Origin of the sequence: Yoonia sp. (assembly GCF_046498525.1) — a bacterium.
Lineage (GTDB): Bacteria > Pseudomonadota > Alphaproteobacteria > Rhodobacterales > Rhodobacteraceae > Yoonia.
Window position 1 is genome coordinate 1 of sequence record NZ_JAWOAN010000217.1, and the last position, 12,911, is coordinate 12,911.

Below are 12,911 nucleotides of genomic sequence, written 5' to 3' on the forward strand. Positions count from 1 at the left end.
GCCGCACCCGTTGCACACATCTGGTTCCTGAAATCGCTGCCATCCCGCATCGGCCTGATGCTGGACATGACGCTGCGCGATCTTGAGCGTATTTTGTACTTTGAAAACTACGTTGTGATCGAGCCCGGCCTGACCGACCTGAGCTATGGCCAGTTGATGACCGAGGAAGAGTTCAACGACGCACAGGACCTTTACGGCATGGACGCGTTCCAAGCCAATATCGGTGCCGAAGCGATCCGTGAAATGCTGGCCCAGATCGATCTGGAGTCCGAAGCAGAGCAACTGCGCGCCGACCTCAAAGAGGCCACTGGCGAGCTGAAGCCCAAGAAGATCATCAAGCGTTTGAAGATCGTCGAAAGCTTTCTGGAATCAGGCAACCGCCCCGAATGGATGGTGCTGACAGTGATCCCCGTGATCCCGCCAGAACTGCGCCCGCTGGTCCCACTGGATGGCGGCCGTTTCGCGACGTCCGACCTGAACGATCTTTATCGTCGTGTTATCAACCGCAACAACCGTCTGAAGCGTCTGATCGAATTGCGCGCACCTGACATCATCGTCCGCAACGAAAAGCGGATGTTGCAGGAATCTGTCGATGCATTGTTTGACAACGGCCGCCGTGGCCGCGTGATCACGGGTGCCAACAAACGTCCGTTGAAATCGCTGTCCGATATGCTGAAGGGTAAGCAGGGCCGCTTCCGTCAGAACCTTTTGGGTAAGCGCGTCGACTTCTCGGGTCGTTCGGTCATTGTGACCGGCCCGGAGCTGAAACTGCACCAGTGTGGCCTGCCGAAAAAAATGGCGCTCGAACTCTTCAAGCCGTTCATCTATTCGCGACTTGAAGCCAAGGGTCTGTCTTCCACAGTCAAGCAAGCCAAGAAACTGGTCGAAAAAGAGCGTCCAGAAGTTTGGGATATTCTTGATGAGGTCATCCGCGAACACCCTGTCATGTTGAACCGTGCGCCAACGTTGCACCGTTTGGGCATTCAGGCATTCGAACCCGTGCTTATCGAAGGCAAGGCAATCCAATTGCACCCGCTTGTCTGTTCCGCGTTCAACGCGGACTTCGACGGTGACCAGATGGCCGTTCACGTCCCGCTGAGCCTTGAGGCGCAGTTGGAAGCCCGTGTTCTGATGATGTCCACGAACAACGTGCTGTCGCCTGCGAACGGCGCGCCAATCATCGTGCCGTCACAGGATATGATCCTTGGCCTCTACTACACCACGATCATGCGTCACGGCATGAAGGGTGAAGGCATGTCGTTCAGCGATATCGAAGAAGTCGAACATGCGCTGACCGCAGGTGAAGTACACCTGCATGCAAAGATCACTGCGCGAATGATCCAGATCGACGACGAAGGCAACGAAGTGATGACACGCTTCGAGACAACTCCGGGCCGTCTGCGTCTGGGTGTGTTGTTGCCTTTGAACGCCAAGGCGCCGTTCTCTTTGGTCAACCGTTTGCTGCGCAAGAAAGAAGTGCAGCAGATCATCGACACTGTGTATCGTTACTGCGGCCAGAAGGAATCCGTTATCTTCTGTGACCAGATCATGACGATGGGCTTCCGTGAGGCATTCAAGGCGGGTATTTCGTTCGGTAAGGACGACATGGTTGTGCCTGACACCAAGTGGGAACTGGTCGACGAAACACGCGAGCAGGTGAAAGACTTTGAACAGCAGTATATGGACGGCCTGATCACTCAGGGTGAAAAGTACAACAAAGTTGTCGATGCATGGTCAAAGGCCAACGACAAAGTTACCGACGCGATGATGACCACGATCTCGACCACGCCACTCTTGGCGGATGGTGCCGAAGGTGAGCCGAACTCGGTTTACATGATGGCCCACTCCGGTGCGCGTGGTTCGGTCACTCAGATGAAGCAGTTGGGTGGGATGCGCGGCCTGATGGCCAAGCCGAATGGTGAAATCATCGAAACGCCGATCATCTCGAACTTCAAGGAAGGTCTGACCGTTCTTGAGTACTTCAACTCCACCCACGGAGCCCGTAAGGGGCTGTCGGATACGGCGTTGAAGACGGCGAACTCGGGTTATCTGACACGTCGTCTGGTGGACGTCGCCCAAGACTGCATCGTCCGCGAGGTCGATTGCGGGACAGAGCGCGCGATCACGGCCGAAGCCGCCGTGAACGACGGTGAGGTTGTTTCCTCGCTGGCCGAACGCGTGTTGGGCCGTGTGTCTGCGGATGACGTTCTCAAGCCGGGTACGGATGAGGTGATCGTCGAAGCAGGTGAACTGATCGACGAACGTAAGGCGGACATGATCGATGTGGCCGGCATCACCAAGATGCGTATCCGCAGCCCGCTGACCTGCGAAGCTGAGGATGGCGTTTGCGCCATGTGCTATGGTCGTGACCTTGCCCGCGGTACGCGCGTCAACATCGGTGAGGCCGTCGGCATCATCGCGGCGCAGTCCATCGGTGAACCAGGCACACAGTTGACGATGCGGACCTTCCACATCGGCGGTGTTGCTCAAGGTGGCCAGCAGTCGTTCCTTGAGGCATCGCAGCCCGGCAGGATCGCATTCCGCAACGCCCAGTTGCTGGAGAATGCATCCGGCGAAATGGTTGTCATGGGGCGCAACATGGTACTGTCGGTCCTCGGTGAGGACGGCGAAGAGCGTGCGAACCACAAAGTCGGCTATGGTTCCAAGGTGTTTGTCAAAGAAGGCGCTGATGTGATGCGCGGCGATAAGCTCTTCGAGTGGGATCCATACACACTGCCAATCATCGCCGAAAAGTCGGGTACGGCAAAGTACGTCGATCTGATCAACGGTATTGCAGTCCGCGAAGACACGGATGAAGCAACGGGCATGACCCAGCGCATCGTGTCGGACTGGCGTGCGGCACCGAAGGGCAACGAGCTTGCGCCAAAGATCATTGTGGTAGGTGCCGATGGCGAACCAGTGGTCAAGGACGATGGCAACCCTGTCGCCTATCCCATGTCGGTGGATGCTGTTCTGTCTGTCGAAGACGGACAGGAAATCAAGGCAGGTGATGTTGTCGCACGTATCCCGCGTGAGGGTGCCAAGACCAAGGACATTACCGGTGGTCTGCCGCGTGTCGCCGAATTGTTCGAAGCCCGTCGTCCAAAGGATCACGCGATCATCGCCGAAATCGACGGCTACGTGCGCTTTGGCAAGGACTACAAGAACAAGCGCCGTATCGCGATTGAGTCTGCCGATGATGCGGACATTAAGGTCGAATACATGGTGCCCAAGGGCAAGCACATTCCGGTTGCGGAAGGTGACTTTGTCCAGAAGGGTGACTACATCATGGATGGCAACCCGGCTCCGCACGATATTCTTGCGGTTATGGGGGTCGAGGCCCTTGCGGACTATATGATCGACGAGGTGCAGGACGTTTACCGCCTGCAGGGTGTGAAGATCAACGACAAGCACATCGAAGTCATCGTGCGTCAGATGCTCCAGAAGTGGGAGATTCAGGACAGCGGAGACACTGTTCTGCTGAAGGGCGAGAATGTCGATAAGGCCGAATTTGATGAAGCCAATGCAAAGGCTCTGGCGCGCGGCGATCGTCCTGCGACAGGCGAGCCGATCTTGCTTGGTATCACCAAGGCGTCGTTGCAGACCCGTTCGTTCATCTCTGCGGCATCGTTCCAGGAAACGACACGCGTGCTGACCGAAGCATCTGTGCAAGGCAAGCGTGACAAGCTGATCGGTCTGAAAGAGAACGTCATCGTGGGCCGTCTGATCCCCGCCGGTACAGGTGGTGCTACACAGCAGGTACGCCGTGTGGCTGCAGACCGCGACAATGTTGTGATCGAAGCCCGCCGTGAAGAGGCCGAAGAGGCTGCTCGCCTTGCCGCCCCGATGGAGATGGCAGAGGTATCAGAAGAGGATCAGGTTTTCGGTCATGCAGTTGAAACGCCTGAAGGTGACGACGCGTAACTGATGGTTCACAGAATTGAAAAAGGCCCCCGTTTTGCGGGGGCCTTTTTTGTTGCTCTGGTGGGTGTTTGGCCAAGATTGCAGAACGCCGTCACAAGATGCGATCAATCAGCTTTGTAGCTGGGCATCTGCGTCAGGGCGTTCCGAAGGGCTTCGCCCCAACTGCTGGAAACCGTTTGATAATATACGTCATCCGCTTCAATCCGCGGCTTGTCAGAGACTTCAAAACTGTCGGCAGCATAGGTCTGCAAATCAAGCGGGAGCCCCACTGATAGGTTCGCCTTGATGGTCGAGTCAAAGGACACCAGCAAAAGCTTGATCGCGTCTTCGAAGCTCATTTCAGGATCATAGGCCCGCACGAGAATCGGCTTGCCGTACTTGGTTTCGCCTATCTGAAAGAAGGGGTTATCATCAGTAACTTCAATGAAATTGCCCTCTGGATAAATGAGAAAGATCGTCGGTTTTCCACCTTTGATCTGGCCACCCAAAATGACTGTCGCCTTGAATTTTGAAGCAGCTTCCTGGCCATCCGGGCCGCTTTGCTCAATCACCTCGCGCAATGTCTCACCGACAATGCGGGCTATCTGGAACATCGTCGGCAATTCCATGATGGTTGGATTGCGCTCTGACACAATCTTTGACCGTTCGTCCAACAGGCTGATCAGAGCCTGCGTCGTCGCCAGATTGCCTGCTGTCATGACAGTGATGACCCGCTCGTCGGGAACACTCCAGGTAAACATTTTTCGTGTTACGGAAAAGTTGTCGACACCGGCATTTGTGCGGGTGTCAGACATAAAGACAATGCCCTGATTAAGGCGAAGTCCGACGCAATAAGTCATCTTTGTATCCAGTGCGGGAGTTGAAGATATCGATGTTCAGATGCGTGTTTATTGCTGAACTTGCAACGTTACAATCATCGACTCGTTGGCAGAACCCAAACGCACGCCTGTTATCGGCGATGCGTCACGTGAATCGAGGCCCGTTGCAAGCCTGACATAACGTTCATCAGGGCAGATACCATTCGACACATCAAACCCAACCCAGCCAAGCCCGTCAATGTGGGCTTCGGCCCATGCATGACTTGCGTCTTGATCGATGCAGTCGTTCATCATCAGATAACCACTGACATAACGCGCTGGAATACCCGCAACGCGGGCCGCCGAGGCGAAGATCTGGGCATGGTCCTGACAAACACCTACACCTGCAGTCAGAGCCTCTTCTACGGTTGTTCCAGCATCCGTTCCCGTTGTGCTGTAAGGTGCTGCTTCAATGATCGCACGCGACAGCGCGTGCAGACCGTTGAGTGTGTCTGGCGATTTCAAAACGGTTTTCGCAAGTTTCCTGACATGTCTACCTGCTTTTGTTCGCGGCGTGCTTTGACCGAAATGCCAAAGTGGAGCCGTGCCATAGACCTTGCCGAAAATCCCGTCGGACGTGTGTGTTTCAACCTCGCCCATGACATCTACAGAGACTTCCGTGGCGCCTGCGTCGGCTTTTACCAGTAAAGTCTTATTCTGGTACTGGTCTTCAAATTCGAGCTCGGTTGCAGCGCCCAAAATCGTGACGTTCCAGTCGTGCACCGTTTGATGTCTGGAACTGCAAGGGGTCAGGCGGACCTGCTGTAAGCCGTAGGACACCGGAGCATCATAGATATATCTTGTGGTATGTTGAATCCGAAGTCTCATGATCCTGATATCTACCCCACAAACCTGTAGTCTCGTTCGATCTGCATCCCCAACGCGTTGTTTTCACGAATGAAAGACGTGATGAAATGATGCAGGCCTTCGTCAAAGACGCTTGAAATGTCTTGCCCGCGCAGCTTTTCACGTTGTGCGTCGATCATATCATGGCAAGGCATACGGAACTTATAGTCCTTGGCAAGATAACCCAGGCTGTCTTCCAAAAGGCGGCTGCAAAAAGACAATGAACGCGGGAACCTGCTGTCGAAAATCAGGAAATCGGCAATACTCGCCGGCGAAATATCGTCGCTATTGAGCCAGCGAAAAGAGCGATGCGCTGACACTGACCTGAGGATCGTTTCCCACTGCACATTGTCGAGCGCCGAGCCCACATAGCTGGCTGAAGGCAGCAACGTGTAATATTTAACGTCGATGATTCGCGCAGTGTTGTCCGCACGTTCCAGTGCGATCCCGATCTGTGTGAAATCAAAGATGTCATTGCGCAGCATCGTCCCATGGACGGCGCCACGTACCAATGCGGTGTGCCTGCGGATTTCCGCCAGCACGGCCGGCAACTTGGTCTCCGTCACGGGGGACTTCAACGCGACTTTCAAAGCCATCCAGCTTTCGTTGACGGCTTCCCAAACTTCGGTGGTCAAGGCGGTGCGGACCATGCGCGCATTCCTGCGGGCATTCTCGATCGACGAAATGACGCTCGTTGGATTGTCGGGGTCGCGCAACAGGAAATCCAACGCATTGGTTGCGGTATAACTGTCATATTTCAGATCATAATATTTCCGCACACCTGCCGTCGTCAGAACGGATTTCCATTCCGAGGCAGGGTCTTTTGATCGGGTCAGCGCGATCCGAAATCCGGCCTCGATCAGACGTGCGGTATTTTCGCTACGCTCAAGGAAACGGAACATCCAATAGATGCCACCTGCGGTTTTACCAAGCATCGCGCTAGTCCTCCAGAACCCAAGTGTCCTTGGTGCCGCCACCTTGGCTCGAATTGACCACGAGCGACCCGGCCTTCAACGCAACCCGCGTCAGACCGCCGGGTGTGATGTTCATCTCGTTTGGTGACACCAGCGCAAAGGGCCTCAGATCGACGTGCCTTGGGGCAAGCCCCTTTTTGGTGAAGATCGGAACGGTTGAAAGTGCAAGTGTTGGCTGGGCAATGTAATTTGCCGGCGTTCTGCGCAACTTGGCGGCAAAGGCGGCCAGTTCTTTCTTGCTGGCGGCAGGGCCGACCAACATGCCGTAACCGCCAGAGCCATGCACTTCTTTGACCACCAGTTCAGAGAGGTTATCCAAGACATATTTCAAGCTGTCGGGGTCCGAACAACGGTAGGTTTCGACGTTCTTCAGGATCGCTTTTTCACCGGTATAAAACTCGATAATATCAGGCATGTAAGAATAGATTGCCTTGTCGTCCGCAATCCCGGTCCCGGGGGCATTGGCAATCGTGATGTTACCGGCGCGGTAGACATCCATGATGCCGGGCACACCCAGCATCGAAACGGGGTTAAAGTTGAGCGGATCAAGAAAATCATCATCTACACGGCGGTAAAGCACGTCGATGACCTGATATCCTTCGGTCGTCCGCATCGCGATCCTGCCGTCAACGACTTGCAGGTCATGCCCTTCAACCAACTCCACCCCCATCTGATCGGCCAGAAAGGAATGTTCGAAATAGGCAGAATTGTGAATGCCCGGTGTCAGGACAGCCACAGTCGGCTTGCCGTTGCAATTGCGCGGTGCGCAGGCGGCAAGAGAGCGGCGCAGGTTCTTGGGATAGTCGCTGACCGGCTGCACCTTGATCTGGCTGAAAAGCTCGGGGAACATCTGCAACATCGTTTCACGGTTTTCGAGCATATAGGACACGCCAGAGGGGGTGCGTGCGTTGTCCTCAAGCACAAAGAAATCATCCTCACCGGTACGTACGATGTCGGTGCCCACGATGTGGGTATAGATACCGCCAGGAGGTGAGACACCAATCATCTGCGGCAGAAACGCTTCGTTCTGCGCGATCAACTCGACAGGGACAACGCCGGCCCGCAGGATTTCCTGACGGTGGTAGATATCATGCAGAAACGCATTGATACCCCTTACGCGCTGTTCGATCCCCTTGGACAGTTTCGCCCACTCTCTTTGCGCGATGATACGGGGGATCAGATCAAAGGGAATAAGCCGTTCCTGCGCTGCGGCCTGACCGTAAACGTTAAACGTAATGCCGGTCCTGCGAAAAAATGCCTCAGCCTCTTTGGATTTTTTGGACAGACGCGTCACGTCCTCCTGCGAAAACCATTTTTCATATTCTGAGTAAGGTCCGCGTACGCTATGCGCGCCTGAAAGCATTTCATCAAAGTACTGTCGTTCAACTGTCATAATGCAATGCTAACGAACCTCTCTGCAGTTACAAGGCAATAACAATCCGGTCTGCAGTTCATGCGACAGATGTGACATTGACAGACTGTGCGACCAAATCCATCTGACCATAGGATGTCATGAACGACACATCGGCTGCATCGCGACCCACGCCGATAAGCACCATCTCTGCAGGATGCGCCATTTCGGTGGGATCGACAAGATGCCACTTGTCTTCCAGATAGACCTCGGCGACCGCGTGAAAGTCGGGCGGGTTCACACCGGGGGCATAGACACTCGCCATCCGGGCCGGAATACCGACGGAACGCGCCATTGCAATCAGGACATGGGCATAGTCGCGGCAGACGCCAGCCATCGCATGAAAACTGTCGGTCGCAGTAGTCGCGCCCGTGCTGGCGCGGTTGTCGTAGGTGAAATTGCTCCCGATCCAGTCGGCCATCTGCGCCACCAGTGCACCGCCTGCCGCATCGCCGAATTGCATGGGGACAAACGTAAAAAACGCCTCTGGGTGGCAGTATCGCGATGGCATCAGATATGGCGTCACGGCTCCCGGCAAGGTGGAAATCGGGCTGGCTTGCAATCCGGCAAGCGGCACTGCGGGACGTTCCACGCGGATACGCGCCTGATAAGTGCACTCAAACAGACCTTCGATGACGCCCCAACGCCGTTGTCCAATCCCGTCCTCTCCCGCGATGACGTTCCACGCGACCGGCCTTGCGACCTGCAACGTACTGTCGTCGATCGTCTGGGCGTCGTCTTGAGCTGCTTCAATCTGCAAAAGAAGTGTCGCCGGATCGGTGAGTGCATATTTCAGATGTGTATGAATTGATATGCGCACCAATTGGCTCCCTATACATAAGAGTTAATGGGGCTTGCACCCCTTTTAAAGGTTTCGAAGATATGCGCGCCGACAGTTCTGTGTGCAGCGGCCGATCATGCAACGCCATCCTTCACGAACCGACTAACGGTGCCATGAACAGAGTGTTCGGCGGGAATGGGCAAATGGTGGAGCCTAGGGGAGTCGAACCCCTGACCTCTTGCATGCCATGCAAGCGCTCTCCCAACTGAGCTAAGGCCCCATCCTGACAGCGAAGTGCTGTGAGCAGCTGTCTATGCAGCGCACCGGGCGAGATCAAGTGAAAATCGCGCCCGGTCGGATTGATTTATTCGTCGTCGTTCGTCGCGACGTCGGCCAGCTCATCAAGCGAGACTGTGTCGTCGTCGTCATCTTCCAGAACGTCATCGCCCAGATTGACATCATCTTCGTCGTCGTCATCCTCGAGCACCAGCTCCTCCTCCTCGGAGGTATCTTTGGTCTTGGCGGTCTGCGCGTCTTCGGCATCCGCAACCATGGTGCGGGTCTTGGACGTATCTACGGTAACTTCATTGCCGGTATATGGGCTAATGATTGGCGTTGCGTTCAGGTCGTAAAAGCGTTTGCCGGTTTCGGGGCAAAGGCGCTTTGTGCCCCACTCTTCCTTAGGCATAGGCTATCCCTTCAAAAACTAGTCTTCCCTTGCGGGTGATCGATGCCAACTGCCATAAGCAGGCAGGCGTGTCAAAGCCTTTGGCACATGAATGATAAGAAGATGGATATGGGCCGTCATACGCTTGAAGGCAACCCCCCGATCGACGTGATTTTGCGCCATTCCGCGCAAGCAAAGCGTTTGTCGCTCAGAATTTCGCGCCTTGATGGTCGCGTCACGCTGACACTGCCGCACAGGGCACCTGAACGCGAGGGAATCGCCTTCTTGCGCACGAAAGAGGCATGGCTGCGCGGGCACATGCAAGACATGAAGCCCGCAACGCAGGTGGCCGTCGGTCACGCTATACCGTTCCGTGGTGTTCCTACGCCGATTGTCGCCTGTGCGGGCAAGCGCGCCTGCCTTCTGCAGGATCGGATTGTAGTGGCCCCTGCGCGCCCTGCTGCCCCGCAAATCAAGGCTTTGTTGCGCAATGCCGCGCGGGATGCCCTCGCACAGGCCTCAGACAAATATGCGCGGCAATTGGGGAAAGGGTATAGCCGCCTCTCGATTCGCGATACACGATCACGCTGGGGGTCGTGTTCAAGTCAGGGCGCGCTCATGTATTCATGGCGCCTGATCATGGCCCCGCCAGCGGTGCTTGACTATGTCGCGGCCCATGAAGTCGCGCATCTGGTTGAAATGAACCACCAGCCGTCGTTCTGGACCGTCGTGGCCGGGCTTTGCCCGGATTATGAAAGGCACCGCCGCTGGCTGCGCGCAGAGGGGGATCACCTGCATCGGGTAATCTTCGATGATTGACCAATCTTCATTTAGTGATCACAAAAGATACATGATGATTCAACCCCGCCCTCAGGACAGCACTACCGCTGCGCACGAGCGTGTCTATCGGGCATTGCGAACAAAAATAATGCACGGCGAGATCCCCCCCGGAGAGGCACTGACGCTGCGTGGGATCGGCAAAACATACGATGTGTCCATGACACCGGCCCGAGAGGCGGTTCGTCGTCTGGTCGCAGAGGGAGCCTTGTTCCTGTCGTCCTCCGGCCGTGTCTCCACACCCGCGCTGTCGAATGAACGCATTGAGGAACTCGCTACGTTGCGTGCGTTGCTAGAGCCGGAACTGGCGTCACGTGCGCTGCCGCGCGCGCATTTTGCATTGATCGACAGGTTGGAAGCGATCAATCAGGGCGTCAGTCAGGCAATCGCGCGCCATGATTCAAGCGGATATATCCGAATGAATCTTGAGTTTCACCGCACCCTTTATCTGCGTGCACAGGCCCCTGCGATGTTGGCAATGGCGGAAACGGTCTGGTTGCAGTTGGGCCCGACAATGCGCGCACTTTACGGGCGCCTGAACAGGACAGAGCCGCCTTATCATCACAAGCTCATCCTTGCGGCCCTGAAAGCCGGGGATGAACCGGGCTTGCGTCTTGCCGTCCGTGCAGATGCGACTCAGGGGTTGCGCATGCTCAAAGGCTAGACTGGTAGATGTCGAGGTCTTCCAGCGCCTCGTTCATCACGCGGCGGAAATCTTCTCCGGGCATACCGATCCCGTGGGCGAGGTTTCTCAGAAAATCATATTCTGCGGGAATGATCCGGCCACTGGCAAGCCCGACAAAAAATGCCCCCCGCATCATTGTATCTTTCTCGGAATCGCGCAGGCCTTTGCCGAAATCAAGATAGTCCTGAGGCGTGAGGTCCATGTCGATATGATCTGCGATGCGCACCACCTCGGTCGACGGGACGCTCTGCCGGGTCAGGCGGCTTGCCACCTTTGTGATAAGAAAAATCTCGCTTGACGCGACAATCCCATCACATTTGCCCATATAACACATGGCCGTGATGATGCGTTGAGTCGCTTTCTTGCGCATTGGTGACGCTGGATCCAGACCCATCAGCGATTTCACCCTGCGAATGATCACGGCAAAAAGCGCAAGGCTGATGGCAACCCAGATGCCGTAGTTCTGAATGGTCCTTTGCAGACCGTTGCGTGGTTGCGATGGAAGGCTTGCGTCAATCAGGTTCAGCGATTGCGCCGTTTCCATCTGTTGCTGACTGAACGAACGCTCTGCATCACCAGCACATCGGTCCATGGCGAGAGCATACCCTTCTATATTGCTTGATACCGTCAGGCCCAGAAGCCGCAAATCACGCGTCTCGTGGCACAAAGCGAGCGGTGCACCATTTGGGGCGGTAATCTCTGTATCCGCGACATACTCAAGGTCAGAGAACATTCCAGAGTCAGCGGCAAATGCGAGTGCCGGGCCAGCGGTCGCGATACTTGTCAAAAAGGCGAAAATAAAACGCATCATGCGGAAATCTCGAAATTCATTACCCGTTGCTGACGCCTAAAATGCAGAAAAACATGGCGCAACTATGGTGTTTTCGGTCTCGCAGTGCGGAAAAGGCAAGCATGAGAGCGGGCAATGCGTTGTTTTTACAACGAGTGTTCCTTACGCGCCTCAAAAGAGCGCGGAATGCGTTCATGTCGGGACACGTGTGGACCGGCGGCTTGCGCCGGTCCTGTCGTGCTTGGTCAGGCGTGGATGGCGCCGTCGCCGCAGGCCAATGCAGCTTCGCGCACGGCCTCGGAATAGGTGGGGTGCGCGTGGCAGGTGCGCGCGATGTCTTCTGCGGCGGCGCCGAACTCCATCGCGACGCATATTTCGTGGATCAGGTCGCCTGCCATCGGGCCGATGATATGCGCGCCCAGCACGCGGTCGGTGGTCGCATCGACAAGGATTTTGACAAAACCGTCGCCTGCAAAATTTGCCTTGGCGCGTGCATTGCCCATGAACGGAAATTTGCCGACCTTGTACTTACGCCCCTGTTCTTTCAGGGTTTCTTCGGTTTCGCCCACATTGGCGACCTCGGGGTGCGTATAGATGACGCCGGGGATGACGCCATAGTTGACGTGGGGGTGCTGGCCCGCGATGCCTTCGGCGACGGCCATGCCTTCATCTTCGGCTTTATGCGCGAGCATAGGGCCTGTGATGGTATCGCCGATTGCATAAATCCCTGTCACGTTGGTCGCGTATTTGTCGTCCGTCTTGATCTGGCCACGCTCTGACATTGCGACACCAAGAGCATCAAGGCCCAAGCCTTTGGTGTAGGGTTTGCGCCCTGTGGCGACCAGAACGGTATCGGCTGTCATGGAATGTTCGCTGTCATCCTTGCGCAGCTTATAGGTGACGGTGGCCTTGTTGCCCTTGACGGTAACGCCTTGCACAGCGGCGCCGAGGGTGAATTTAAGGCCTTGTTTTATCAATGTTTTCTGGAACTGTCGCGCGATTTCCTTGTCCATGCCGGGGGTAATGGCATCAAGGAATTCGATCACTTCGACCTCGGCACCAAGCCGTGCATAAACAGAGCCGAGCTCCAGCCCGATCACACCTGCGCCGATCACGATCATCTTCTTGGGAATCTTGCC

11 protein-coding genes and 1 tRNA gene are annotated in these 12,911 nt (G+C 55.7%); 3 read left to right on the forward strand and 9 right to left on the reverse strand.

Annotated features, from left to right (window positions below):
- The coding region (rpoC, locus tag R6T97_RS13265; RefSeq protein WP_410349774.1) for a DNA-directed RNA polymerase subunit beta' at window positions 1-3,924 on the forward strand (3,924 nt) is incomplete at its 5' end.
- 104 nt (window positions 3,925-4,028) lie between these two features.
- Here the strand turns inward: rpoC and R6T97_RS13270 are convergent.
- The 7 genes from R6T97_RS13270 to R6T97_RS13300 all read right to left on the reverse strand — a co-directional run bounded on the left by R6T97_RS13270 (window position 4,029) and on the right by R6T97_RS13300 (window position 9,481).
- A complete protein-coding gene (locus R6T97_RS13270; protein ID WP_410349775.1) occupies window positions 4,029-4,763 on the reverse strand; it encodes a peptidase in 735 nt (244 codons plus the stop codon).
- 48 nt (window positions 4,764-4,811) lie between these two features.
- Window positions 4,812-5,609, reverse strand: coding sequence for a transglutaminase domain-containing protein (locus R6T97_RS13275; protein ID WP_410349776.1), 798 nt, complete (start codon window positions 5,607-5,609; stop codon window positions 4,812-4,814).
- A gap of 11 nt (window positions 5,610-5,620) precedes the next feature.
- Window positions 5,621-6,562 (reverse strand): alpha-E domain-containing protein, encoded by a 942-nt coding sequence (locus R6T97_RS13280; RefSeq protein ID WP_410349777.1) that lies wholly within the window; start codon window positions 6,560-6,562, stop codon window positions 5,621-5,623.
- 4 nt (window positions 6,563-6,566) lie between these two features.
- Window positions 6,567-7,994, reverse strand: coding sequence for a circularly permuted type 2 ATP-grasp protein (locus tag R6T97_RS13285; protein WP_410349778.1), 1,428 nt, complete (start codon window positions 7,992-7,994; stop codon window positions 6,567-6,569).
- 58 nt (window positions 7,995-8,052) lie between these two features.
- Window positions 8,053-8,832 carry a transglutaminase-like domain-containing protein gene (locus R6T97_RS13290; protein WP_410349779.1) on the reverse strand — a complete coding sequence of 260 codons (780 nt, stop codon included), beginning with the start codon at window positions 8,830-8,832 and terminating at the stop codon, window positions 8,053-8,055.
- Window positions 8,833-8,997: 165 nt separating this feature from the next.
- A tRNA-Ala gene (locus R6T97_RS13295) sits at window positions 8,998-9,073 on the reverse strand.
- An 84-nt stretch (window positions 9,074-9,157) separates the two neighbouring features.
- On the reverse strand, window positions 9,158-9,481 hold the full coding sequence (locus R6T97_RS13300) for a TIGR02300 family protein (protein ID WP_410349780.1): 324 nt from the start codon (window positions 9,479-9,481) through the stop codon (window positions 9,158-9,160).
- Window positions 9,482-9,568: 87 nt separating this feature from the next.
- On the opposite strand from R6T97_RS13300, the gene R6T97_RS13305 reads away from it, so the two are divergent.
- Together R6T97_RS13305 and R6T97_RS13310 are read left to right on the forward strand one after the other, a co-directional pair.
- Entirely contained in the window at window positions 9,569-10,279 is a 711-nt protein-coding gene (locus R6T97_RS13305; RefSeq protein WP_410349781.1) for a M48 family metallopeptidase, read from the forward strand.
- 31 nt (window positions 10,280-10,310) lie between these two features.
- On the forward strand, window positions 10,311-10,961 hold the full coding sequence (locus R6T97_RS13310) for a GntR family transcriptional regulator (protein WP_410349782.1): 651 nt from the start codon (window positions 10,311-10,313) through the stop codon (window positions 10,959-10,961).
- On the opposite strand, the gene R6T97_RS13315 is transcribed toward R6T97_RS13310, so the two are convergent.
- Both R6T97_RS13315 and R6T97_RS13320 read right to left on the reverse strand, forming a co-directional pair.
- Window positions 10,951-11,793: a TerB family tellurite resistance protein gene (locus tag R6T97_RS13315; RefSeq protein WP_410349783.1), complete on the reverse strand. Its 843-nt coding sequence runs from the start codon at window positions 11,791-11,793 to the stop codon at window positions 10,951-10,953. The genes R6T97_RS13310 and R6T97_RS13315 overlap by 11 nt on opposite strands.
- A gap of 224 nt (window positions 11,794-12,017) precedes the next feature.
- On the reverse strand, window positions 12,018-12,911 hold an 894-nt coding region (locus R6T97_RS13320), incomplete at its 5' end, for an FAD-dependent oxidoreductase (RefSeq protein WP_410349784.1).

What these genes read in the sequence shown, in the direction of transcription:
- R6T97_RS13270 (WP_410349775.1), bottom strand. Translation starts at nt 4,763, where the DNA reads ATGACTTATTGCGTCGGACTTCGCCTTAATCAGGGCATTGTCTTTATG.
- R6T97_RS13275 (WP_410349776.1), bottom strand. Translation starts at nt 5,609, where the DNA reads ATGAGACTTCGGATTCAACATACCACAAGATATATCTATGATGCTCCG.
- R6T97_RS13280 (WP_410349777.1), bottom strand. Translation starts at nt 6,562, where the DNA reads ATGCTTGGTAAAACCGCAGGTGGCATCTATTGGATGTTCCGTTTCCTT.
- R6T97_RS13285 (WP_410349778.1), bottom strand. Translation starts at nt 7,994, where the DNA reads ATGACAGTTGAACGACAGTACTTTGATGAAATGCTTTCAGGCGCGCAT.
- R6T97_RS13300 (WP_410349780.1), bottom strand. Translation starts at nt 9,481, where the DNA reads ATGCCTAAGGAAGAGTGGGGCACAAAGCGCCTTTGCCCCGAAACCGGC.
- R6T97_RS13305 (WP_410349781.1), top strand. Translation starts at nt 9,569, where the DNA reads ATGAATGATAAGAAGATGGATATGGGCCGTCATACGCTTGAAGGCAAC.
- R6T97_RS13310 (WP_410349782.1), top strand. Translation starts at nt 10,311, where the DNA reads ATGATGATTCAACCCCGCCCTCAGGACAGCACTACCGCTGCGCACGAG.
- R6T97_RS13315 (WP_410349783.1), bottom strand. Translation starts at nt 11,793, where the DNA reads ATGATGCGTTTTATTTTCGCCTTTTTGACAAGTATCGCGACCGCTGGC.